Origin of the sequence: Acidovorax sacchari, assembly GCF_042847045.1 — a bacterium.
Classification (GTDB): domain Bacteria; phylum Pseudomonadota; class Gammaproteobacteria; order Burkholderiales; family Burkholderiaceae_C; genus Paracidovorax; species Paracidovorax sacchari.
On the sequence record NZ_AP035783.1, the window covers coordinates 3,711,651 to 3,735,233 of the forward strand.

A 23,583-nucleotide genomic window follows, 5' to 3' on the forward strand; every position below is an offset into this window, starting at 1 on the left:
ATGCAATCCTCATCCGCGCCACCGCCGCCCCCTGGGCGCCCCTCACCGCTCGTGCGTGTCCGCAATGCGGCGCTCGGCAACCTGCAGCTCACCGTCTCGGCCGGGCTGATCGCGGCCGTGGTGCTCTGGGGGCTGGCGTCCCCCGCCAGCCTCGGCGCCTTCTTCGGCATGTTGCTGTCGGACATCACGCGGAACTTCGGATGGTTGTACCTGTGGGTGGTGCTGGGGCTGGTCGTGCTGGCCCTCTTCCTGGCGCTGAGCCGCTATGGCGACCTGAAGCTGGGCGACGAGGACGAGGAGCCCGAGTTCTCCACCGCGACATGGTTCGCGATGCTCTTCGCGGCAGGCATGGGCATCGGCCTGGTGTTCTGGGGCGTGGCCGAACCGGTCTCGCACTACGGCCTGCCGCCGCCCGGCATCGCCCCGCAGACGCCCGAGGCCGCGGGCGCCGCCATGCGCTACGCCTTCTTCCACTGGGGGCTGCATCCCTGGGCGATCTACGGCATCGTCGGGCTGGCGATCGCCTTCTTCCAGTTCCGCTGGCAGGCCCCGGCCCTGGTGAGCTCCGCCACCGAATCGCTGCCCTGGCGCGGCATGCGCCACCTCTCGCCCCTGGTGAACGTGCTGGCGGTGGTGGCCACGGCCTTCGGCGTCGCCGCCTCCCTCGGCATGGGCGCCGCGCAGATCAACGGCGGCCTGCAGGCAGTGTTCGGCGTGCCGGTGGGCCCCTGGCCACAGGCCGCCATCATCGTGGTGACGACGGCACTGTTCATCACCTCGGCGGTGAGCGGCGTGGACCGGGGCATCAAGTGGCTCTCCAGTGCGAACCTGCTGCTCGCGGCCTTCCTGGCGCTGGCGGTATTCCTGCTCGGGCCCACGGTGTCGCTGGTGAACACCTTCACCAACACGCTGGGCGCCTACCTGAGCGAATTCGTGCGCACCAGCCTGCGGATGTCGCCGTTCCGGGACAGCACCTGGGTGGGCGACTGGACCATCTTCTACTGGTCGTGGTGGATCGCGTGGTCGCCGTTCGTGGGCCTGTTCATCGCGCGCGTCTCGCGCGGACGCACGATCCGCGAGTTCGTGCTGGGCACCGTGATCGCGCCCAGCCTCGTGGGCTTCCTGTGGTTCTCGATCTTCGGCGGCACGGCGCTGCACCTGGAGATCTTCCGCCAGATCCCGCTGGCCGCCGCGGCACAGGCCGACCCGGCCACCGCGATGTTCGCCATGTTCGGCGCGATGCCGCTGGGGCTGGCGATGTCCATCGTGGCCACGGTGCTGGTGGTGGTGTTCTTCGTCACCTCGGGCGACTCGGCCACGCTGGTGCTGGGCACGATGAGCACCCGGGGCGATCCGGACCCTTCCGCGCGCGTGAAGATCGTGTGGGGCCTGCTGGTGGCCGGCATCGCGCTGTCGCTGCTGTTCGCGGGCGGCCTGCAGGCGGTGCAGACCGCCACCATCGTGTTCGCGCTGCCGTTCGCGCTGGTGCTGGTGCTGATGGCCGTGGCCCTGCTGCGCGCGGTGCGCGAGGACCACGAGGCCGAACGCAAGCGCGAACGCGCCCTGCGGCGCCGGATGCGCGAGATGGCGATGCGCGAATGACGGCATTCCACGCGCGGCCGCCAAAGCGGCCCAGTCCTACAGGCCCAGTCGCCGCTGCCGCGCGAGCTCGACCGGCCGCTGCATGCGCCAATGGCTTCCAGCCGACACGGTCGTGCGGAAGCCGGCTTTCTTGTTGCGTTCCTTCTTCCCCGACCTTCTCCAGGATCCCACCGTGCCGTCCAACGATTCCTCCCTGCTGACCGCCCACGACGCCTACCTGCTGCGCGAGGGCACGCACGCACGCCTCTACCAGTCGCTGGGCTGCCACCTGCGCCGCACAGCCGGCGTGCCCGCGCAGGATGCGCGCGGTGCGGACTTCGCGGTCTGGGCCCCGAACGCGGCCTCGGTGTCGGTGATCGGTGACTGGAACGGCTGGAACCCGGAGGCAGACCCGCTGGCGCCGCGCGGCGACGACAGCGGCGTGTGGGAGGGCTTCGCGCCCTACGCCGCCCACGGGCAGGCCTACAAGTTCCGCATCGTGTCGCGCAACGGCGGCCGGGTGCTGGAAAAGGCAGACCCACTGGCCATCTGCTCCGAGCTGCCGCCGCGCACCGCCTCGCGCATATGGGACCTGGACTACACCTGGAACGACGGAGACTGGATGGCCTCGCGCGGCCCGCGCAATGCGCTGAACGCGCCGATGTCGATCTACGAGGTGCACGCCGGCTCCTGGCGGCGCAGGGACGGCCAGTTCATGGGCTACCGCGAACTGGCACACGCGCTGGGCGAGTACGTGCAGTCGATGGGCTTCACCCACGTGGAACTGATGCCCATTACCGAACATCCGTTCTACGGCTCCTGGGGCTACCAGACCACCGGCTATTTCGCGCCCACGTCGCGCTACGGCACGCCGCAGGATTTCATGTACTTCGTGGACCACCTGCACCAGCGCGGCATCGGCGTGCTGCTGGACTGGGTGCCCTCGCACTTCCCGATGGACGCGCATGGACTGGCGGAGTTCGACGGCACGCACCTGTACGAGCACGCCGACCCGCGCCAGGGCTTCCACCCGGAGTGGAACTCGGCCATCTTCAACTACGGCCGCAACGAGGTGCGCAGCTTCCTCGTCTCCTCGGGCCTCTTCTGGCTCGACAAGTACCACCTGGACGGCCTGCGCGTGGACGCGGTGGCGTCCATGCTCTACCTGGACTACGCGCGCAAGCACGGCGAATGGGTGCCCAACCGCCATGGCGGGCGCGAGAACCTGGAGGCGATAGAGTTCATGCGGCTGCTCAACCGCTCGCTGTACCGCGACCATCCGGACACCGTGAGCATCGCCGAGGAATCCACCGCCTGGCCCATGGTCTCGCGCCCCGTGGAAATGAACGGGCTGGGCTTCGGCATGAAGTGGAACATGGGCTGGATGCACGACACGCTGTCGTACTTCAAGGAAGACCCGGTCCACCGCCGCTACCACCACCACAAGCTCACGTTCTCGCTGGTCTATGCCTTCAACGAGAACTTCGTGCTGCCGCTCTCGCACGACGAGGTCGTCTATGGCAAGGGCTCGCTCGTCAACAAGATGCCGGGGGACGAATGGCAGCAGTTCGCCAACCTGCGCGCGCTGTTCGGCCTGATGTGGGCCCACCCCGGCAAGAAGCTGCTCTTCATGGGTGGCGAGTTCGGCCAGCGCCGCGAATGGACGCACGAGGGCGAACTCGAATGGTGGGTCTGCGACGGCCCGCTGCACGGCGGCCTACAGCGCATGGTGCGCGAACTCAACCGCGTGCTGCGCAGCGAGCCCGCCCTGCACGATATCGATTTTTCCCCGGAGGGCTTCCAGTGGGTGGAGGCCGACGACGCCGGCCGCAGCGTGATCGCCTTCCTGCGCAAGCCCGGCGCCGAGGCCCAGCGCCAGGGCGCCACGCCCGTGCTGGTGGTCTGCAACATGACGCCCGTGCCGCGCGAGAACTACCTCGTGGGAGTGCCTTCCGCCGGCTACTGGCGGGAACTTTTCAACAGCGACGCCCGCGAATTCGGCGGCGCCGGCTGGGGCAACCTGGGCGGCGTGGAAGCCGCACCCGTGCGCTCGCACCACTGGGCGCAGTCGCTGTGCCTCACGCTACCGCCGCTGTCCACCCTCATCCTCCGACAGGAGCCTGCACGCCATGCCTTCCCCGCCTGACTCCGAGCCCTCCTCCCGCACCGGCCGGCCCGCACCGTCCACTGCGCCCTCCGGCCCCGGACACCGCCTGCCCGCGCCGGCCACCACCGCGCAGGCCGTGCCGCGCGCGGCGCCGCCGCTTCCGGCGGACGGACGTGCGCGCGCGGTGATCGACGCGGTGCTGCCGGTGGTGGACGGTGGCCGCTTCGCGGTCAAGCGCGTGGCGGGCGAGGCGGTGCGCATCACCGCCCACTGCTTCACCGACGGACACGACGTGCCACGGGCGATGCTGCAGTGGTGGAAGGAGGAAGGCCCCGGCGCCCCCACCGCGCCGGCCGAGGTGCCGATGCACCCCGGGGTGAACGACGAGTGGCGGGCCGAGTTCACGCCGCCCGATCCCGGGCTCTACCGCTATACCGTGGTCGCCTGGGTGGACGCCTTCGAATCCTGGCGGCACGACATGCAGCGCCGCGTGGATCCGGCGGACATCCGCGTGGCGGCGCGCGTGGGCGCGGCCGACGCCCGGGCTGCAGCCATGCGGGCCGCGGCGCACCCCACGCCGGCCGACGCGCGGCAGCTCGAGGAATGGGCGGAGGCGCTGGAACGCGGCGCCCGCGAGGACAGCGCCGATGCGGCGCCGCTCAAGGCGCTGGCGCTGCAGGAAGCCGCGGCCGAGGCGATGCGCCGCCACCCGGACCGCAGCCTGGAAACCCGCCACCCCGTCGCGCTGCCGCTGCGCGCGGACCGGGAGCGCGCGCGCTTCAGCACCTGGTACGAACTCTTCCCGCGCTCCACCGCGGCCGTGCCGGGCATGCACGGCACCTTCCGCGACGTGGAGGGCCGGCTGGCCGGCATCGCCGCCATGGGCTTCGACGTGCTGTACTTCCCGCCCATCCACCCCATCGGCCGGGTACAGCGCAAGGGCCGCAACAACACCCTCACCGCCGCGCCCGGCGACGTGGGCAGCCCGTGGGCGATCGGCGCCGACGAGGGTGGGCACAAGTCCATCCATCCCGAGCTGGGCACGCCGGAGGACTTCCGCCGCCTCGTGGCACGGGCACGGGAACACGGCATCGAGATCGCGCTGGACATCGCCTTCCAGTGCGCGCCGGACCATCCCTACGTGCGCGAGCACCCGGACTGGTTCCGCTGGCGCCCCGACGGCACCGTGCAGTACGCCGAGAACCCACCCAAGAAGTACCAGGACATCTACCCCTTCCATTTCGAATGCGAGGACTGGCGCGGCCTCTGGAAGGAGCTGCGCAGCGTGTTCGCGCACTGGATCGGCGAGGGCGTGCGCATCTTCCGCGTGGACAACCCGCACACCAAGGCCTTCGGCTTCTGGGAGTGGGTGATCGGCGACATCCAGCGCGAGCACCCCGACGTGATCTTCCTGGCCGAGGCCTTCACGCGCCCCAAGGTGATGCACGGCCTGGCCAAGCGGGGCTATACCCAGTCCTATACCTACTTCACCTGGCGCAACACCCGTCAGGAACTGCAGGACTATTTCACCGAGCTCAACACCGCGCCCGGGCGGGACTACTTCCGCCCCAACGTATGGCCCAACACGCCCGACATCCTGCATGCGCAGCTGCAGGGCGGCGAGCCCGCCATGTTCGCGCTGCGGCTGGTGCTGGCCGCCACGCTCTCGGCCAACTACGGCATCTACGGGCCGGCCTACGAACTGCTGGAGCACCTGCCGCGCGAGCCCGGCAGCGAGGAGTACCGCGACTCCGAAAAATACCAGCTGCGGCACTGGGACCTGGCGCGGCCCGGCAACCTGCGGCCGCTCATCGCCCGCGTGAACCACATCCGCCGCACCCACCCTGCCCTGCAGGCCGACCACAGCCTGCGCTTCCTGCCGGTGGACAACGACATGCTGCTGGCCTACCTGAAGCGCTCGCCGGACGGCCGCGACGTGATCGTGACGGTGGTCAACCTCGACCCGCACCACCCGCAATCGGGCTGGATGCGCCTGACCGCGTCCGACATCGCCATCGCGGCGGGCGACCCACCCGCGGCCGACTGGCAGATGCACGACCTGCTGAGCCAGCAGCGCTTCCTCTGGCAGGGCGACACCCACTACGTGCTGCTGGATCCGCAGCGCGCGCCCGCCCACATCTTCTCCGTGCGGCGCCGCGTTGCCGGCGCCGGAGACATCGATCCCTTCCAGTGATGCCATGAACGCCCCCCTGCTGCGCCAACCCCTCCCGGCCGCGGACCCCGCCGCCGGGCCGCTGCCCGAACCGGGCCCCGTGGTCATGCCCGAAACCCCGGAAATCGACACGCAGGGCGACCCCCAGTGGTACCGCGACGCCGTCATCTACCAGCTGAACGTGAAGGCGTTCTTCGACAGCAACAACGACGGTTACGGCGACTTCAAGGGCGTGACCGCCAAGCTGGACTACGTGAAGGACCTGGGCGTCAACACGATCTGGCTCATGCCGTTCTACCCCTCGCCATTGCGCGACGACGGCTACGACATCGCCGACTACGAGGACGTGCATCCGCAGTACGGCACCCTCGCGGACTTCAAGGAGATGCTGGACGCCGCGCACGCGCGCGGCCTGCGCGTGATCACCGAGCTGGTCATCAACCATACCTCGTCCGACCACCCGTGGTTCCAGCGCGCGCGGCGGGCCCCGCCCGGCTCGCCCGAGCGGGACTTCTACGTCTGGAGCGACACCGACCAGATCTACCAGGGCACGCGCATCATCTTCACGGACACCGAGACCTCCAACTGGGCCTGGGACCCGGTGGCCAAGCAGTACTACTGGCACCGCTTCTTCAGCCACCAGCCGGACCTGAACTTCGACAACCCGCTGGTGCTGGAAGCGGTGTTCAAGACCATGCGCTTCTGGCTGGACATGGGCGTGGACGGCTTCCGGCTCGACGCGATTCCCTACCTGGTGGAGCGCGACGGCACCACCAACGAGAACCTGCCCGAGACGCACGCCGTCATCAAGAAGCTGCGCGCGGCGATCGATGCGGAATACGGGAACCGCTTCCTGCTCGCCGAGGCCAACATGTGGCCGGAGGACGTGCGCGAGTATTTCGGCAACGGCGACGAATGCCACATGGCCTACCACTTCCCGCTGATGCCGCGCATGTACATGGCGATCGCCCAGGAAGACCGGCACCCCATCGTCGAGATCCTGCAGCAGACGCCCGACATCCCGGAGGGCTGCCAGTGGGCCATCTTCCTGCGCAACCACGACGAGCTCACGCTGGAAATGGTGACCAGCAAGGAACGCGACTACATGTACAGCATGTACGCGGCCGACATGCGCGCGCGCATCAACCTGGGCATCCGCCGCCGGCTCGCGCCGCTGATGGAGAACGACCTGGACCGCGTCAAGCTCATGAACGGCATGCTGCTGTCCATGCCGGGCTCGCCCATCATCTACTACGGCGACGAGATCGGCATGGGCGACAACGTCTTCGTGGGGGACCGCAACGGCGTGCGCACGCCCATGCAGTGGTCGCCCGACCGCAACGGCGGCTTCTCGCGTTCCGATCCGCAGCGGCTCTACCTGCAGCCCATCATGGACGCGGTGTACGGCTACGAGGCGCTGAACGTGGAGGCCCAGTCGGGCGACCACAGCTCCCTGCTGCACTGGACACGCCGCATGCTGGCCGTGCGCAAGACCAGCCGCGCCTTCGGCCGCGGGCGCCGCACTTTCCTCAAGCCCGGCAACCGCAAGATCCTGGCCTATGTGAGCGAACACGAGGACGACGTCATCCTCACGGTGTTCAACCTCTCGCGCGCCGCCCAGCCGGTGGAACTGGACCTGTCGGCCTACCGGGGCCGCACGCCGATCGAGATGCTCGGGCGGGTCACCTTCCCGCCCATCGGCGACCTGCCCTACCTGCTCACCCTGCACTCCTACGGCTTCTACTGGTTCCGCCTCTCCAACGAAGCCCCGGTGCCCTCCTGGCACCAGGAGGGCCTGGACCTGCAGGAACGGCCCGTGCTCGTGCTGTTCGACGGGTGGACCAGCTTCTTCCGCGACCGCGTCATGCCCTGGCGCATCGGCATGGCCGAGCGCATGCGCACGCAGTTCGAGGACGACACCCTGCCGCGCTTCATCGAACTGCAGCGCTGGTATGCGGACAAGGGCACGGCCATCGCGGGCGCGCGCATCCTGGACCACACGGTGTGGAAGGCCGGCGAGGACTGCGAATGGATGCTGCCGCTGCTGGGCGTGGAGCCTGCCGCGAAGCCCGGCGGTGCCCTGGGGCCGGCCGCGACCTATTTCGTGCCCCTGGCCCTGGCCTGGGAGGAAGGCAGCGAAGAGCGCATGCGCCGCATCTCGCCGGCCGGCGTGGCGCGCGTGCGCCAGCAGGCCCAGGTGGGCGTGATGGGCGACGCCTTCCATGACGAGTCCTTCTGCCGCGCCGTCGTGCGCGCCATGGGCGAGGGAACGGAACTCTCCACCGACCAGGGCGGGCGGGTGCGGTTCCGGCGCACCTCGGCCTTCGACGCGCTGGCCGCGGACCTGGACGCGCTGCCCGTGGAACGGCCCGGTGCCCAGAGCAGCAACACCGTCGTCGCCCTGGGCGAGACCCTGTTCCTCAAGGGCTACCGCCGCCTGCGCGAGGGCGTGAATCCCGAACTGGAGGTCGGCCGCTTCCTCACGGAGGTCGCCCGTTTCCCGCACTGCGTGCCGGTGGCGGGGTCGGTGGAATACGTGGCGCCCGGCGGCACCACCATGACGCTCGCACTGGTGCAGTCCTACGTGGCCAACCAGGGCGACGGATGGGAGTACACCCTCGGCTACCTGGAGCGGTTCCTGGAAGACACGCGCGTGGCGCAGGCGGCCGGCCCCGCCGTTGACGTGCATGGCGGCTACCTGGCCCTGGCCGCGACCCTGGGCCAGCGCACGGCGCAGCTGCACCAGGCGCTGGCACGGCGCACCGGCGATGCCGCCTTCGACCCCGAACCCGTCACCACGCAGGACGTGGCCGCCTTCCGCCAGCGCGCGCGCGCCGAGGCCGAAGACACGCTCGCCCTGCTGGAGCGGCGCGTGGGCGAACTGCCGCCCGCGGCGCAGACGGACGCCCAGGCGGTGCTGGCGCGGCGCGCACTCATCATGGAGCGCCTCGCGGCCGGCGGCGCGGACGCGCCCACGGGCACCAAGACCCGCTTCCACGGCGACTACCACCTGGGCCAGGTGCTGGTGACGGGCAACGACTTCGTCATCATCGATTTCGAGGGCGAGCCCGGCCGGCCGTTCGAGGAACGCCGCGCCAAGAGTTCCCCCCTGCGCGACGTGGCCGGCATGCTGCGCTCGTTCAACTACGCGCGCTGGGCCGCCCTCAAGCACCTGACTCAGTCCACCGAGGAGATGGTGCGCCTGGACGAGGCGGCACGGCACTGGGAGCACCAGGTCCGCGATGCCTTCCTGGCGGCCTACGCGGCGGAAGGCCTTGCGGCCGATCCCGCCCTGATCTCCCTGTTCGAGCTGGAGAAGGCGCTCTACGAACTCCGCTACGAACTGGGCAACCGGGTGGACTGGGCCCAGGTGCCGCTGCAGGGCATCCTCGCGCTGATCGGCGCGGCCGCGGCGCCCACGCCCACGCCGACCCTGCCCGACACCCCCGCCTGACGGCGCCGCCGCTTTCCCGCCACCGACCCGATCCCCGAGGCTTCTTCCCATGGACAACCTATCCATCCACCTGGAACCGGCCCGCGCCTTCCTTTTCCAACTGGGCGCCTACCTGCCGCGCCTGCTGTTCGCCCTGCTCATCCTCGCGGCGGGCTGGCTCGTGGCGAAGGCCGTGCGCTTCGCGGTCACGCGCGGGCTGCGCGCCATCAACTTCCACGTGCTCACCGAGCGCGCGGGCCTGGACGACTTCCTGCGGCAGGCCGGCTCGCGCCGCGACGCCACGGCGATCTTTGGCCTGCTGGCGTACGGCCTGGTGCTGCTGGCGGCCCTGCTGGTCGCCTTCAACAGCCTGGGCCTGAGCTACGTCACCGCCCTCCTCAGCCGCGTGCTGTGGTTCATCCCGAACCTCTTCGTCGCGCTGCTGATCCTGGTGCTGGGCACGTATTTCGGCCGCGTGGTCGGCGAACTCGTCTCCGCGTACCTGCGCCGCGCCGGCATGGCCGACACGGCGCTGCCGGGCAAGGCGGCGCAGTACGCCATCGTGGTGTTCTCGGTGCTGATCGCGCTGGACCAGCTCGGCATCGGCGGCGACATCGTGCGCCAGAGCTTCCTCATCCTGCTGGGGGGCGTGGTCTTCGGGCTGGCCCTGGCCTTCGGCCTGGGCGGACGGGACCGGGCCGCCGAATGCATCGAGCAGTGGTGGCCGCGCCGGCGGCGCGACCCGCCCGGCGGCACGGACCGGCTGCCGCCCCGGGATCCACGACCCTGAATGACGCCGGCCCCGGGCCGGCTTTTTCATTCTTCGCCCTCCCAGGCGCTCCGGTCGCCACGCCGATCCTGCCGCAGGGTGGAATCCACCGGTGCCGGCGGACCGCCGCCATGCGCCGCGGCCTGCGGCGCACGGCCACGCACGGGAAAACCCCAGCCCCCCGCGTCAGCCTTTTCTCAGCCCAGGCGCCGTACGATCCGCTTTAATCCCGGGCGGGCGCGGCGCCGTGGTTTCTTCCTGCCGCGCACATCCATCGAACAACGTGAACGACAGGAGACAGCAAGCGTGACAGGACTCCTCCAACTGGCCAGGGGCATGGACTGGGTTTCCACCAAGCTCAGCAAGATCGCGGGCTGGGCCGTGCTCGCCGCCGCCCTGATTTCCGCGGGCAACGCCCTGGTGCGCTACGGGCTGGATCTCAGCTCCAACGCGTGGCTCGAGATCCAGTGGTACCTCTTCGGCACCACCGTGATGCTGGGCGCACCCGTGGTGCTCAAGCTCAACGAACACGTGCGCGTGGACATCATCTACGGCAAGCTGCGCGGCCGCGGACCGGTCTTCGTCGATCTGTTCGGCCTCATCTTCTTCCTGCTGCCCGTGATGGGCCTGCTCACCTGGCTCACCTGGCCCTTCTTCTGGAACATGTATGTCACCAAGGAGATGTCCGGCAACATCGGCGGTTTGATCCGCTGGCCGGCCGCGCTGCTGCTGCCCGTGGGCTTCGGCGCGGTCTTCCTGCAGGGCCTGGCCGAGATCGTCAAGCGCGTGGCCTACCTGACGGGCCACCTGCAGATCAGCACGCATTACGAGAAGCCGGTGCAGTAAACGCATCGACAAAAAAGCGCCGACCGACCCGACTTCTCCAGGAAGACTCTCCCCATGCACATGGAAAACTTCGCCCCGATCATGTTCGCGGGGCTGATCGTGATCATGCTGATCGGCTTTCCGGTCGCGTTCTCGCTCGCGGCCCTGGGCCTGTTCAGCGGCTTCTTCGCCATCGAGATGGGCTGGTTCCCGGCCAATTTCATGGCCAACCTGCCGATCAACATGTTCGGCATCCTGTCGAACGACCTGCTGCTGGCCATCCCGTTCTTCACGCTGATGGGCGCGGTGCTCGAGAAATGCGGCCTCGCCGAGGACATGCTGGACTCCATGGGCCAGCTCTTCGGCCCGGTGCGCGGCGGCCTGGGCTACTCGGTCATCATCGTGGGCTTCATCCTGGGCGCCATCACCGGCACCGTGGCCGGCCAGGTGATCGCCATGGCCATGATCTCGCTGCCCGTGATGATGCGCTACGGCTACAACATGCGCTATTCCACCGGCGTGCTGGCCGCCTCGGGCACCATCACGCAGCTGGTGCCGCCCTCGCTGGTGCTGATCGTCATGGCCGACCAGCTCGGCCGCTCGGTGGGCGACATGTACAAGGGCGCCTGGGGCCCCGCCATCCTGCAGGTGCTGATCTTCGCGATCTACACCTTCCTGCTCGGCCGCATCCGCCCGGAATACGTGCCCGGCCTGCCCAGGACGGCGCGCACGCTGCACGGCTGGGCGCTCTGGGGCAAGTGCCTGCGCGGCATCATCCCCTCGGCCATCCTGATCTTCGCGGTGCTCGGCTCCATGGGCGGCCTGCCCTTCATGGACCACGCCATCGCCACGCCCACCGAGGCCGGCGCCATGGGCGCCGTGGGCTCTCTGATCCTCGCGGCCATCCACAAGCGACTGACGTGGAAGCTCATCAAGGAAGCCATGGACGGCACCATGCGCCTCACCGCCATGGTGGTGTTCATCCTGATCGGCTCGCGCGTGTTCTCGCTGGTGTTCCAGGGCGTCGATGGCGCGATCTGGATCGAGCACATGCTCAGCGACCTGCCGGGCGGCCAGATCGGCTTCCTGATCGTGGTGAACCTCTTCATCTTCTTCCTGGCGTTCTTCCTCGACTTCTTCGAGATCGCCTTCATCATCCTGCCGCTGCTGGGCCCCGTGGCCCACAAGCTGGGCATCGACCTCGTGTGGTTCGGCGTGCTGCTGTGCGTGAACATGCAGACCAGCTTCATGCACCCGCCCTTCGGCTTCGCCCTCTTCTACCTGCGCGGCATCGCCGACACGCTGTTCAAGGAAAAGCGCATCGACCGCCCGGTGAAATCGAGCGACATCTACATGGGCTCCATCCCGTGGGTGGTGATGCAGCTGATCCTCGTGGGCATCGTGATCTTCTTCCCGCAGACCGTGACCATCTTCCTCGACAAGGAAAAGGTGGTCGATCTGGACAAGGTGCAGCTCGACATGCCCGCGGACAGCTCGGCGGAACCGTCCATCAACATGGACGACCCCTTCGGCACCGGCAAACCCGCGAACGGCGCCTCCGCCGCCCCGGGCGCGGAGCCCGCGATGCCGATGCCGGAACCGATGCCCGAGCCCGCGGCGCCCGAACCCGCACCGGAAGGCACGGCCAGCACGCCGCAATGACGCAGGACCATGGACAGCCCCCGCCCGGCAACGGCGGGGCCGCCATCGACATCGAAAGCGCCGCCTTCCCGCCCCTGGTGCGGCTGCTCGCCGTGGCCATCGTGGGCGGGCTGGCGGGCTTCGCGCTCTGGTCCATCCCCGCGCTGCGCAGCGCGCAATGGACCTTTCCCGCCCTGGCGACCTTCGGCCTCGCGGCCGTGCTGATCGGCTGGATGGGCTGGTGGATGGTCTGCAGCCGCACACGCTTCCGTTCGACCGACGACGGTGGCGTGATCGTGCAGACATGGCTCTGGGACAAGCGGGTGCGCGCGGCCGACGTGGCCAGCTTCAAGATCGTGCACTGGCCGTGGTTCCAGGCCATCATCGCGCCGCGCATCCTGCTGCGCCGCAAGGGCGGGGGAATCACCTGGGTGCATGCGGCGGATGCGGGGTTGCTGGTGGCGTTCGGGGAGAGTGTGGTGAGGGCGGGGGCCGGGGGTGTGCCTTCGGCCCTGTCCTCGTCTCCGCCTGAGGCACAGGCTCGCTGAGGGTTTGTTTCCCGGAGCCGGGATGTCGCCCCGGCGGGCGAGTCACTTTCTTTCGCTTCGCCGAAAGAAAGTAACCAAAGAAAGGGCGACCCTGCTGGATGCGTCCCCGTTCACCCGCAGGGCGAACGGGGCAACCTGGGGTGCTCGGGGGTGGGGTGTGCCGTGGAACTCGCTGCGCGCACTCCGTGCGCTCCGCTCGGACAACCACGGCAAGTCAGTTCACGAAGCGGGCGTGTCCTTCGGCACGTCCGCCACCCCACCCCCTGCGCGCCCCAGGCGCATCCAGAAGGGAGTGACCCGGGCCTTCGCGTTGCTCGGCCCCACAGACCATCGCTGCGCTCGGCCAAGGCCACCACCGCTCTGCCCCGAAAAACACGTTGCGCGGTGCAACGCACTCGCGCACCCCAGGCCGAGCGAAGCAATGGCCCGTGTGCTGCACCCCGCCCTCGTGGCTGCGCCGAGGAGCGCAGGAGGCAAGGCGCGCAGGCGTGCCGAAGGACACGCCTGCTTCGTGATCTGACTGGCTGCGGTTGTCCGAGCGGAGCGCGCCAGCGCGCAGCGAGTTCCGCAGCCGCGCCTTGCCTCCGAGCACCACAGGCTGCCCCCTTCGCCCAAAGGGCGAAGGGGGACGCAGACACCAGGGCTCGCCTTTTCTTTGCCTACTTTCTTTTGGCGAAGCAAAAGAAAGTAGGTGCGCCGCCGGGCGCACATCCCGGCCCCGGGAAAAAACCACCCCCCCAAAGAAAAAAGGCGACCCGAAGGCCGCCCCAAAGAAACACGTAGCTTCTTCTTGTACCCAGCAACCGGCTCAGAGCTTCTGCGCCTGCATGAACCGGTCGAACGTGCCTTCCGTGAACCGGAACCACGCGTTCTCGTCCGCCAGGAACTTGGCGTAATCGGTATAGACCTTCTTCCACTCCGGATTGGTGTTGTTCAGGTCCGCGTAGATCTGCTGCGCCGACTTGAACGCTGCATTCATCACGTCCTGCGTGAACGGACGCAGCTTGGTGCCCGAGCCCACGAGCTGCTTGATCGCCACGGGGTTGCGCGCGTCATACTTGGAAAGCATCGTGACGTGGGCGTGCGAAGCGGCGGCTTCCACCACGGCCTTGTACTCGGCCGGCAGGCCTTCCCAGGCCTTGGTGTTGATGTAGAAGTCCAGCTGCGGGCCGCCCTCCCACCAGCCGGGGTAGTAGTAGAACGGCGCGACCTTGTTGAAGCCCAGCTTCTGGTCGTCGTACGGGCCCACCCACTCCAGCGCGTCGATCGTGCCCTTCTCCAGCGCGGGATACAGGTCGGCGCCGGGGATGGACTGCGGGATCACGCCGAAGGGTTCCAGCACCTTGCCCGCGAACGGGTTGGTGCGGAACTTCAGGCCCTTGAGGTCGGCGACGGACTTGATCTCCTTGCGGAACCAGCCGCCCATCTGCGCGCCCGTGTTGCCGCCGGGGAAGCTGATGATGTTGTACTTGGCATAGAACTCGCGCATGAGCTTCAGGCCGTTGCCCTCGTACATCCAGGCATTCATCTGCCGCGCGTTCAGGCCGAAGGGCACGGCGCAGCCCAGGCAGAACGTCGGGTCCTTGCCGTAGAAGTAGTAAGGCGCCGTGTGCGCCATCTCGACGGAGGCGTTCTGCACGCCGTCCACCACGCCGAAGGCCGGCATCAGCTCGCCGCCGGCATGCACCGAGATCTGGAACTTGCCGCCGGTGGCTTCGCTGACCTTCTTGGAGAACACTTCCGCCGTGCCGTAGATGGTGTCCAGCGATTTCGGGAAGCTGGACGCAAGGCGCCAGCGGATGCTGGCCTGGGCATGCACAGCGGGGGCTGCGCCGGCCGCCAGCACGCCGGCGATGCCTGCGTGCCTGAGGATGGAACGACGGTCCATGGATGGGTCTCCGGTAATTGATTGCGAGCGAACGGCCCGGGGCTCCGGATCACGGAGCGGCCGGGACGGACTGTTTCAGCCGGAAACGATTGTAGGAATGGGCCACTCCGGGCCGTTGGGGGTTTTCCCGCGAAAGAAAAACACCGAGCGCGCGGCCCTCAGCCTTCTGCAAGCTTGGAGCGACCTGCGTCAGCCCGCGGCGGGACCGAAGCGTGCCGTGATGGACCGCACGATGCCCTCGGCATCGAGGCCCTGGAGCGCGAGCAGCTTCGCCGGATCGCCGTGCTCGATGAACACATCCGGCAGGCCGAGCTGCAGCACCGGCTTCTGGATGCCGGCGGCGTTCAGCGCCTCGCACACGGCACTGCCGGCACCGCCCAGCACGGCACCCTCTTCCACCGTCACGAAGGCGTCGTGCGTGGCGGCGAGCTCCAGCAGCAGCGCGGTGTCCAGCGGCTTGGCCCAGCGCATGTTGGCCACCGTGGCGTCCAGCGTTTCGGCGGCCTGCAGCGCGGGATACAGCAGCGTGCCGAATGCCAGGATCGCGATGCGTTGCCCGGTGCGTCGCACCTCGCCCTTGCCGAAGGGCAGTCCCTCCAGGCCCGGAAGGGGTGCCACGCCCGCGCCGCTGCCGCGCGGATAGCGCACGGCCACCGGGTGGTCCTGTCCGTAGGCGGTGGACAGCAGCTGCCGGCACTCGCGCTCGTCCGCCGGGCAGGCGATGCTCATGTTCGGGATGCAGCGCACGAAGGGGATGTCGTAGGCACCCGCATGCGTGGCGCCATCGGCACCGACGAGGCCCGCGCGGTCCAGTGCGAACACCACCGGCAGGTTCTGCAGTGCCACGTCGTGGATGAGCTGGTCGTAGGCGCGCTGCAGGAAGGTGGAGTAGATCGCCACCACGGGCTTCACGCCCTCGCAGGCCATGCCTGCGGCGAAGGTAACGGCATGCTGCTCGGCGATGCCCACGTCGTAGTAGCGGCCGGGAAAGCGCTTCTCGAACTCCACCATGCCCGAGCCCTCGCGCATGGCGGGCGTGATGCCCACGAGCCGCTCGTCCTGCGCGGCCATGTCGCAGAGCCACTGCCCGAACACCTGCGTGAAGGTCTGCTTGGGCGGCGTGGCGGGCTTGGTCAGGCCCACGCTCGGGTCGAACTTGCCCGGGCCGTGGTAGGCCACGGGATCGGCCTCGGCCAGCTTGTAGCCCTGGCCCTTCTTCGTGACCACGTGCAGGAACTGCGGGCCCTTCAGGCCCTTGATGTTCTCCAGCGTGGGAATGAGCGAATCGAGGTCGTGCCCGTCGATCGGGCCGATGTAGTTGAAGCCGAACTTCTCGAACAGCGTGGCCGGCACCACCATGCCCTTGGCCTGCTGCTCGAAGCGCTTGGCGAGTTCGAGCAGCGGCGGCACGGGCCCGAGCACCGTCTTGCCGACGTTCTTCGCGGCAGCGTAGAACTGCCCGCTCATGAGCTGCGCCAGGTAGCGGTTGAGCGCGCCCACGGGCGGGCTGATGCTCATGTCGTTGTCGTTGAGGATGACGAGCAGGTTGGCGTCGGCCACGCCGGCATTGTTCAGCGCCTCGAAGGCCATGCCGGCCGTCATCGCGCCGTCGCCGATGATGGCCACGGCGTGGCGGTCCTCGCCGCGCTGGCGGGCGGCCATGGCCATGCCCAGGGCCGCGGAGATGCTGGTGCTGGAGTGGGCCGTGCCGAAGGTGTCGTACTCGCTTTCCGTGCGCTGGGGAAAGCCCGAGAGGCCGCCCAGCTGGCGCAGCGTGGGCATGCGGTCGCGCCGTCCGGTCAGGATCTTGTGCGGATAGGTCTGGTGGCCGACATCCCACACGAGCCGGTCGCGCGGGGTATCGAACACGGTATGCAGCGCCACCGTGAGTTCCACCGTTCCCAGGTTGGAACTGAGATGCCCTCCCGTCTTGGACACGCTGTCCAGCACGAATGCGCGCAGTTCCGCGGCCAGCTCTTTCAGCTGGGCGCGCGACATGCGGCGCAGGTCGGCCGGGTCGTTCACGGTCTGCAGGAGAGGGAAGGAATTCGTGGACATATTGCTCTTGGTTGGGGGGCGCCGGCATGCATGCGCCGGGGAACGGGGCGGGACGCGTCGCGGTCCGGCCCCCAGTCTCAGCGGGATCGGTCGATCACCATGTCGGCCAGCGCCGCCAGCACGCGCGTGCCTGCCAGGCCGCTGCCCTGCAGGGCGGCATGCGCCTCGTCGCGCAGCGCGGCCGCGTAGGCGCGCGCGCGGTCCAGCCCCAGCAGCGAGACATAGGTGGGCTTGTCGCTGGCCGCGTCCTTGCCGGCCGTCTTGCCCAGCGTGGCGGAATCGGCCACCACGTCGAGCACGTCGTCCACCACCTGGAAGGCCAGCCCCAGGGCCGCGCCGTAGCGCGACAGGGCCTCCCACGCAGCGGGCGCCGCCGCTCCGCAGGCCGCGCCCATCAGCACGCTGGACTGCAGCAGCGCCCCGGTCTTGAGGCGGTGCATGCGCCGCAATTCGTCCTCCGACAGCGCGATGCCCACGCTGGCCAGGTCGATCGCCTGGCCGCCGGCCATGCCGTCGGCACCCGCGGCCCGCGCCAGCAGGCGGCACAGCCGGGCCTGCATGGCTTCGGGCACGTCGTCCTCGGGCGTGAGCAGTTCGAAGGCCAGGGCCTGCAGCGCATCGCCCGCGAGCAGTGCCTGGGCCTGGCCGAACTGCACGTGCACCGTGGGCTTGCCGCGGCGCAGCACGTCGTTGTCCATGCACGGCATGTCGTCGTGCACCAGCGAATACGCGTGGATCAGCTCCACCGAGCAGGCCGCGCGCAGCGCCGCACCAGCGTGGCCCGACACCGCCTCGGCCGCGGCCAGCACCAGCAGCGGGCGCAGGCGCTTGCCGGCGCCCAGCACCGCGTAGCGCATGGCATCGCCCAGGCCGCCCGGCGCATCGGCGGGCACCCAGGCCTCCAGGGCGTCCTCGACGCGCTGCAGCGCCTGCGCGCTCCAGGCGGAAAGGTCGAAGCCGGCGTCGCCGGCGTGCGGGGAAAGCGCAGCGGTGCCCATCAGTCTTGCGTCCACGGTTGCAGCGTGCCGTTCTCCAGCACCTTGATCTGGTCCTGCACGGCCTCCAGGCGGCCGCGGCAGAACGCCAGCAGCTCCGCGCCGCGCTGGTAGCCGGCCAGCATCTGCTCGAGCGGCAGCTGGCCCGATTCGATGCGGCCCACCAGCTGTTCCAGCTCCTCCAGCGCGGCTTCGTAGCTCGCGGGCTCGGCGGTCGGGGGGGCGGAAGCAGGAGGAGAGGCCTTGGGCATGGAGAGCAGCCGCGCCGGCGGGCGCAGGTAAAACAGGCCATTTTAGGCGCATGGCCGCGACTGCAGCGTCGCGCATGCGGGCGTCACACGCCGGCCACGGAAACACAATACACGCACACGGGAAGCGGAAATAACCCCATTGGCTACAATCCCATTTCTTCGTCGAACCGGCTGTGGGTACTTTGCTCGGCCGGTTTCGTTTTTTCCACGTCCCCGTGCGCACGCGCACCCTCCCTGTGGGGAGTCTTTAGGTCAGGTCACCCATGTCTGATTTAAGTCTTCAACTGCAGCAGGCCGCAAGCCAACTACCAGTTTCAAGCTACTTCGATGATGCGCTGTTCCGGCGCGAGCTGGACACCATCTTTCAGCGCGGGCCCCGCTATGTGGGGCACCAGCTGAGCGTGCCCGAGCCGGGCGATTATTACGCGCTGCCGCAGGAAGGACAGGGCCGTGCCCTGGTGCGCAACGCGCAGGGCGGCGTCGAACTGGTCTCCAACGTGTGCCGCCACCGCCAGGCGGTGATGCTGCAGGGCCGGGGCAACCTGCGCACGAACGGCAAGGGCCACGCCGCGGGAAACATCGTCTGCCCGCTGCACCGCTGGACGTACTCGCCCCAGGGCGAGCTGCTGGGCGCGCCGCACTTCTCGCACGACCCCTGCCTGAACCTGAACAACTACGCGCTGCGCGAGTGGAACGGCCTCCTGTTCGAGGACAACGGCCGCGACATCGCCGCCGACCTCGCCGGCATGGGCCCGCGCTCCGAGTTGTCGTTCGACGGCTACGTGCTCGACAAGGTCGAACTGCACGAGTGCAACTACAACTGGAAGACCTTCATCGAGGTCTACCTGGAGGACTACCACGTGGGCCCGTTCCACCCGGGGCTGGGCAACTTCGTCACCTGCGACGACCTGCGCTGGGAGTTCCAGAAGCACTACTCCGTGCAGACCGTGGGCGTGGCCTCCACCTTCGGCAAGCCCGGCTCGGATGTGTACCGCAAGTGGCACGAGGTGCTGCTGAACTACCGCGAGGGCCGCATGCCCGAGCGCGGCGCGATCTGGCTCACCTACTACCCCCACATCATGGTGGAGTGGTATCCGCACGTGCTCACGGTGTCCACGCTGCACCCGGTCAGCCCGACGCGGACGCTCAACATGGTCGAGTTCTACTACCCCGAGGAGATCGCCGCCTTCGAGCGCGAGTTCGTCGAGGCGCAGCAGGCGGCCTACATGGAAACCTGCATCGAGGACGACGAGATCGGCGAACGCATGGACGCGGGCCGCAAGGCCCTGCTCGCCCGCGGCGACAACGAAGTGGGCCCCTACCAGAGCCCGATGGAAGACGGCATGCAGCACTTCCACGAGTGGTACCGCGACGCGATGGGCGACGCCGGCGTGCAGCCAAGGCCTTGATCCCTGGCGGGGCAGCCGCTCCGCATCCACCCCTCCAAGAGCCGGCCAGGACACCGTCCTGGCCGGCTTTTTTCATGTCCGCGTGATATTCACGCAGACACGCGCGAAGGATATTCCGGCATTTCTTCCATAAATCAAACGCATCATTCCGTACGTTTGGAACATAACCCCGGATATCGCCATCCCACCGATAAAGGCACGTATGGGACGCACCGAGCGAAATGCCGTGGATCGCTCTTAGTATTTCCGAAGAGCACAAGAACATGATTCGGGAAAAACCCTTCCCGGCAACACAGGAGACGCCATCCACACCAAGGAATCATCGTGCCATTGCAACGCCATATCGGCAGCCGGGAACTGCTGGCCTTCTATATTTCCTCCGTGGTGGGCGCCGGAGTGCTGATCATTCCAGGCATCGCCGCCCAGATCGCCGGGCCGGCCTCCGTGCTGGCCTGGGCCCTGCTGGCCCTCGTCACGGCACCGGTGGCCGCCTGCTTCGCGAAAATGTCCGTGCTCGCGCCCGAAAGCGGCGGTGTCCCGGCATTCATCGAAAAATCCCTGCATCCCTGGCTGGGCAAGACCCTTTCGCTGCTGCTCACGCTCACCATCGTGGTCAGCGATCCCATCATGGGGCTGGCTGCCGCGCATTATCTCCAGACCCTGGTCCATTTCGACCGGCAGTGGCTCCCCCTCGCAGGCTATGCATTCCTTCTCTCCGCCATAGGATTCAATTTTCTGGGCATGAAAATCGGCGGGAAAATACAGTCGATCGCTGTCTTCATTCTCGTGGCGGGCCTGGTCGGTGTCATGGCCGTCGCGCTGCCCCAGGGCAGCGCGCACAATATGACACCCTTCATGCCCGAGGGCGTCTCCTCCATCGGCAGCGCCATGGTGGTGTGCTTCTTCGCATTCCTGGGATGGGAGAACATTGCGTCCATCGCGGGCGAAGTGCGGGATCCCGAACGCACCTTCCCGCGCGTCATACCCTGGGCCGTGGCACTCGTGGGCGGGCTCTACGGCCTGGTCGCGCTGACCTACGTCGCCATCGTGCCGGCGGACGAGCGGGCCACCGCCCCGACGGTGCTCACCCCCATCCTGCGCATCGCGGTGGGCGAATCGACGGCGGCTGCAGGCAGCGTGGTGGCCATCGCGCTGCTGCTGCTGGCCGTGAACTGCTGGGTGATGGGGGCTTCGCGGCAGATCTTCGCGCTGGCGAACGCCGGCCTGCTTCCGCGTGCGCTGGGGCGCTGGAGCGGTCCACATGGCGCGCCACGCAACGCCCTCGCGGTACTGGCCGTCATCTACGGTGCCTGCACGCTGTGCATCACTTTCTTCCGCATCCCCGAGGAGATGCTGATCCAGTTCGCCAACGCCAATTTCATCGTGATCCATCTCTTCGCCTTCGGCGCCGCCCTGAGGAGGTTCCGCTCGGGCAGGATGCGTGCCTGCGCCTGGATCGCCATCATGGCGAGCGCCGCCCTGGTTCCGCTGCTGGGCAGGATGGTGCTGGCCTCCCTGGGTATCATTGCCGCGCTGTTCCTCGGCCTGGCATGGCACGAGAGCCGCAGGGCATCCCGACCGCAACGCGCCGACGCGCTGCAGGGATAGCACGGAAGCCTCCCTCGGAAGGCAGGCAGAAGCGGGGCCTCTTTCTTTGCCATTTTTCCAGGCCACGGGTCGGGCCTTGGCCTAACATCGGGCATGGGTTTTCCCACCCACCTCCGCACGTCCTTCGCAGCAATGCCGGACCGTCCGGACATCCATTCCCACCCCTTTCGTTTTCCTGCACCCCACGCCCATGCAAGCCCTCTGGATGGTCCTCGCCGCATTCCTTTTCGCGAGCATGGGGGTCTGCGTGAAGATGGCGTCGGCCTATTTCAATGCGGCCGAACTGGTGTGCTACCGCGGCATCATCGGCATGGCCATCCTCTGGGCTCTGGCTCGGCGCCAGGGCGTGGGGCTGGCCACCCACTACCCGGGCATGCATGCCTGGCGCAGCCTGATCGGCGTGGCCTCCCTGGGCGCCTGGTTCTATGCCATCGCGCACCTGCCGCTCGCCACCGCCATGACGCTCAACTACATGAGCAGCGTGTGGATCGCCGCCTTCATCGTGGGCGGGGCCCTGCTGGCCTGGCGGCCGTCGGGCGGCGCCGGCGGCACGCGCCCGCCCCTGCAGGCGCCACTGGTGATGACCGTGATGGCCGGCTTCGCGGGCGTGGTCATGATGCTGCGCCCCAGCCTGGATGCGCACCAGATGTTCGCGGGCCTCATCGGCCTGCTGTCGGGACTGTCCGCCGCCTTCGCCTACATGCAGGTGATGGCGCTGTCGCGCATCGGCGAGCCGGAAACGCGCACGGTGTTCTATTTCGCGGTCGGCTCGGCGGTGGCGGGCGGCGCGGCCATGCTGCTCACGGGCGCCTCGGCCTGGCCGGGCTGGCCGGGCCTGTGGCTGCTGCCCATCGGATTCCTGGCCGCCGCCGGCCAGCTCTGCATGACGCGCGCCTACGCCCGGGCGGGCTCGCAGCGCGGCACCCTGGTGGTCGCCAACCTGCAGTATTCCGGCATCGTGTTCGCGGCCGTGTACAGCGTGGTGCTGTTCGGCGACGACATTCCACCCATCGGCTGGGCCGGCATGGCGCTGATCATCGCGAGCGGGATCGTCGCCACCGTATTGCGCGCCCGCGCGGCGCCCGGTGCGCCAGCGGAAGAGCACTGAGCCGGCGGGGAACACGGGCACGGCGACGGCACTCCGATGCCCGTGCCGCGCGGTTGACGGCCTGCGCCGACGCCGGGCACGCCCCGCACGCCGCACAATCCGCACCATGGGAGCCTGCCCGGCCGGACCTTCCGGGAACGCCGGCCTCCCATTCCCTCACGCTCCATCGACTGAACACGCCATGGCCTACACCACCCTCATTTCCGCCGACGAACTCCAGGCGCTGCGCGCGAGCGGCGCCCCCCTGATGGTCTTCGACTGCAGCTTCGATCTGGCGCACCCTTCGCGCGGGCAGCAGCAATACCTCGAAGCGCATATCCCCGGCGCGGTGTACGCGCACCTCGATGAATCGCTCAGCGCCCGGCACGGTGCGCCCGGCGCGGGCGGCACGATCGTGGCGACGGAGGGCGACATGCCGGTGTCCGGCGGCCGCCATCCGTTACCACACCCCGAGCGCTTCGCGGCCTGGCTCTCCTCGGTGGGCTTTTCCAACGCGATGCAGGCGGTGGTGTACGACCGCAACGGCACCAACTTCTGCGGGCGCCTTTGGTGGATGCTGCAGTGGGTGGGCCACGAGGCCGTGGCGGTGCTCGACGGCGGGCTGCAGGCCTGGGAACAGGCCGGCGGCGAACTCGCCCGGGGCGAGGAGCCCGCGCACTTCCAGGCGAACTTCGCCCTCGGCGAGCCCCTGCAGCGGCTGGCCACGGCCGCCGAGGTCCAGGCCGCCCTGGGCCAGCCGGGCCAGACGGTGGTGGATGCACGCGCGCCCGCGCGCTACCGCGGCGAGGTGGAGCCGCTCGATCCGGTCGCCGGCCACATTCCCGGCGCGCTGAACCGCCCGTTCTCCGACAACCTCGGGCCCGACGGCCGTTTCAAGCCGGCCGCGCAACTGCGGGCCGAATTCGAATCGCTGCTGGCGGGCCGCGATCCTTCCACCGTGGTGCACCAGTGCGGCAGCGGCGTGAGCGCCACGCCCAACGTGCTGGCGATGCAGGTCGCCGGCCTGGGCGGCACCACGCTGTTCGCGGGCAGCTGGAGCGAGTGGTGCAGCGATCCGTCCCGCCCCGTCGAGCGCGGCTGACGGCACCGCGGCGGGGCGTGCGCCGCCCCCGCGTTGCCGTCCGCGTCCGCGGAAAAAACGCATAAGCTAGTCCGCAAATCTTCGTTCCCGTGCGGTGGGGCCGGTCCA

The 23,583-nt window shown here is 68.8% G+C and carries 16 protein-coding genes; 12 read left to right on the forward strand and 4 right to left on the reverse strand.

Annotation, left to right across the window (positions count from 1 at the left end):
- The 8 genes from ACGHC0_RS16460 (at window position 1) to ACGHC0_RS16495 (ending at window position 13,077) form a co-directional block, all read left to right on the forward strand.
- The gene (locus ACGHC0_RS16460) at window positions 1-1,602 is read left to right on the forward strand and encodes a BCCT family transporter (protein WP_415266181.1); all 1,602 of its coding nucleotides are present in this window, start codon (window positions 1-3) and stop codon (window positions 1,600-1,602) included.
- An 82-nt stretch (window positions 1,603-1,684) separates the two neighbouring features.
- Complete coding sequence (gene glgB / locus ACGHC0_RS16465) at window positions 1,685-3,727, forward strand: 1,4-alpha-glucan branching protein GlgB (protein WP_415266182.1); 2,043 nt, start codon at window positions 1,685-1,687, stop codon at window positions 3,725-3,727.
- Window positions 3,711-5,882, forward strand: coding sequence for an alpha-1,4-glucan--maltose-1-phosphate maltosyltransferase (locus ACGHC0_RS16470; protein WP_415266183.1), 2,172 nt, complete (start codon window positions 3,711-3,713; stop codon window positions 5,880-5,882). The genes glgB and ACGHC0_RS16470 overlap by 17 nt, the downstream gene beginning before the upstream one ends.
- Before the next feature lie 4 nt (window positions 5,883-5,886).
- Entirely contained in the window at window positions 5,887-9,315 is a 3,429-nt protein-coding gene (treS, locus tag ACGHC0_RS16475) for a maltose alpha-D-glucosyltransferase (protein WP_415266184.1), read from the forward strand.
- Between the two features lie 49 nt (window positions 9,316-9,364).
- Window positions 9,365-10,084 carry a mechanosensitive ion channel family protein gene (locus ACGHC0_RS16480; protein WP_107133249.1) on the forward strand — a complete coding sequence of 240 codons (720 nt, stop codon included), beginning with the start codon at window positions 9,365-9,367 and terminating at the stop codon, window positions 10,082-10,084.
- 285 nt (window positions 10,085-10,369) lie between these two features.
- Window positions 10,370-10,909 (forward strand): TRAP transporter small permease subunit, encoded by a 540-nt coding sequence (locus tag ACGHC0_RS16485; protein ID WP_368352004.1) that lies wholly within the window; start codon window positions 10,370-10,372, stop codon window positions 10,907-10,909.
- Window positions 10,910-10,963: 54 nt separating this feature from the next.
- Window positions 10,964-12,550 carry a TRAP transporter large permease gene (locus ACGHC0_RS16490; RefSeq protein WP_415266185.1) on the forward strand — a complete coding sequence of 529 codons (1,587 nt, stop codon included), beginning with the start codon at window positions 10,964-10,966 and terminating at the stop codon, window positions 12,548-12,550.
- Entirely contained in the window at window positions 12,547-13,077 is a 531-nt protein-coding gene (locus ACGHC0_RS16495) for a hypothetical protein (RefSeq protein ID WP_415266186.1), read from the forward strand. The genes ACGHC0_RS16490 and ACGHC0_RS16495 overlap by 4 nt, the downstream gene beginning before the upstream one ends.
- Before the next feature lie 808 nt (window positions 13,078-13,885).
- Here ACGHC0_RS16495 and ACGHC0_RS16500 read toward each other — a convergent pair.
- The 4 genes from ACGHC0_RS16500 to ACGHC0_RS16515 all read right to left on the reverse strand — a co-directional run bounded on the left by ACGHC0_RS16500 (window position 13,886) and on the right by ACGHC0_RS16515 (window position 18,269).
- On the reverse strand, window positions 13,886-14,965 hold the full coding sequence (locus tag ACGHC0_RS16500) for a TRAP transporter substrate-binding protein (protein WP_053842433.1): 1,080 nt from the start codon (window positions 14,963-14,965) through the stop codon (window positions 13,886-13,888).
- Between the two features lie 189 nt (window positions 14,966-15,154).
- Window positions 15,155-17,023 carry a 1-deoxy-D-xylulose-5-phosphate synthase gene (dxs, locus tag ACGHC0_RS16505; RefSeq protein WP_368352007.1) on the reverse strand — a complete coding sequence of 623 codons (1,869 nt, stop codon included), beginning with the start codon at window positions 17,021-17,023 and terminating at the stop codon, window positions 15,155-15,157.
- A 77-nt stretch (window positions 17,024-17,100) separates the two neighbouring features.
- Window positions 17,101-18,021, reverse strand: coding sequence for a polyprenyl synthetase family protein (locus ACGHC0_RS16510; RefSeq protein WP_415268430.1), 921 nt, complete (start codon window positions 18,019-18,021; stop codon window positions 17,101-17,103).
- Window positions 18,021-18,269 (reverse strand): exodeoxyribonuclease VII small subunit, encoded by a 249-nt coding sequence (locus tag ACGHC0_RS16515; RefSeq protein WP_019701753.1) that lies wholly within the window; start codon window positions 18,267-18,269, stop codon window positions 18,021-18,023. Before ACGHC0_RS16515 ends, ACGHC0_RS16510 begins: the two co-directional genes overlap by 1 nt.
- A 263-nt stretch (window positions 18,270-18,532) precedes the next feature.
- On the opposite strand from ACGHC0_RS16515, the gene ACGHC0_RS16520 reads away from it, so the two are divergent.
- The 4 genes from ACGHC0_RS16520 to ACGHC0_RS16535 all read left to right on the forward strand — a co-directional run bounded on the left by ACGHC0_RS16520 (window position 18,533) and on the right by ACGHC0_RS16535 (window position 23,475).
- Window positions 18,533-19,678: an aromatic ring-hydroxylating oxygenase subunit alpha gene (locus ACGHC0_RS16520; RefSeq protein ID WP_368352008.1), complete on the forward strand. Its 1,146-nt coding sequence runs from the start codon at window positions 18,533-18,535 to the stop codon at window positions 19,676-19,678.
- A gap of 324 nt (window positions 19,679-20,002) precedes the next feature.
- On the forward strand, window positions 20,003-21,286 hold the full coding sequence (locus ACGHC0_RS16525; RefSeq protein WP_415266187.1) for an APC family permease: 1,284 nt from the start codon (window positions 20,003-20,005) through the stop codon (window positions 21,284-21,286).
- Window positions 21,287-21,476: 190 nt separating this feature from the next.
- Window positions 21,477-22,394, forward strand: coding sequence for a DMT family transporter (locus ACGHC0_RS16530; RefSeq protein WP_415266188.1), 918 nt, complete (start codon window positions 21,477-21,479; stop codon window positions 22,392-22,394).
- Window positions 22,395-22,575: 181 nt separating this feature from the next.
- A complete protein-coding gene (locus tag ACGHC0_RS16535; RefSeq protein WP_415266189.1) occupies window positions 22,576-23,475 on the forward strand; it encodes a sulfurtransferase in 900 nt (299 codons plus the stop codon).
- Window positions 23,476-23,583: the final 108 nt, after the last annotated feature.

Excerpts from the sequence above, each read along its gene's own strand:
- ACGHC0_RS16480 (WP_107133249.1), top strand. The coding sequence starts at position 9,365 with ATGGACAACCTATCCATCCACCTGGAACCGGCCCGCGCCTTCCTTTTC.
- ACGHC0_RS16460 (WP_415266181.1), top strand. The coding sequence starts at position 1 with ATGCAATCCTCATCCGCGCCACCGCCGCCCCCTGGGCGCCCCTCACCG.
- glgB (WP_415266182.1), top strand. The coding sequence starts at position 1,685 with ATGCGCCAATGGCTTCCAGCCGACACGGTCGTGCGGAAGCCGGCTTTC.
- ACGHC0_RS16500 (WP_053842433.1), bottom strand. The coding sequence starts at position 14,965 with ATGGACCGTCGTTCCATCCTCAGGCACGCAGGCATCGCCGGCGTGCTG.
- ACGHC0_RS16515 (WP_019701753.1), bottom strand. The coding sequence starts at position 18,269 with ATGCCCAAGGCCTCTCCTCCTGCTTCCGCCCCCCCGACCGCCGAGCCC.
- dxs (WP_368352007.1), bottom strand. The coding sequence starts at position 17,023 with ATGTCCACGAATTCCTTCCCTCTCCTGCAGACCGTGAACGACCCGGCC.
- ACGHC0_RS16470 (WP_415266183.1), top strand. The coding sequence starts at position 3,711 with ATGCCTTCCCCGCCTGACTCCGAGCCCTCCTCCCGCACCGGCCGGCCC.
- ACGHC0_RS16535 (WP_415266189.1), top strand. The coding sequence starts at position 22,576 with ATGGCCTACACCACCCTCATTTCCGCCGACGAACTCCAGGCGCTGCGC.
- ACGHC0_RS16530 (WP_415266188.1), top strand. The coding sequence starts at position 21,477 with ATGCAAGCCCTCTGGATGGTCCTCGCCGCATTCCTTTTCGCGAGCATG.
- treS (WP_415266184.1), top strand. The coding sequence starts at position 5,887 with ATGAACGCCCCCCTGCTGCGCCAACCCCTCCCGGCCGCGGACCCCGCC.
- ACGHC0_RS16520 (WP_368352008.1), top strand. The coding sequence starts at position 18,533 with ATGTCTGATTTAAGTCTTCAACTGCAGCAGGCCGCAAGCCAACTACCA.
- ACGHC0_RS16495 (WP_415266186.1), top strand. The coding sequence starts at position 12,547 with ATGACGCAGGACCATGGACAGCCCCCGCCCGGCAACGGCGGGGCCGCC.
- ACGHC0_RS16510 (WP_415268430.1), bottom strand. The coding sequence starts at position 18,021 with ATGGGCACCGCTGCGCTTTCCCCGCACGCCGGCGACGCCGGCTTCGAC.
- ACGHC0_RS16490 (WP_415266185.1), top strand. The coding sequence starts at position 10,964 with ATGCACATGGAAAACTTCGCCCCGATCATGTTCGCGGGGCTGATCGTG.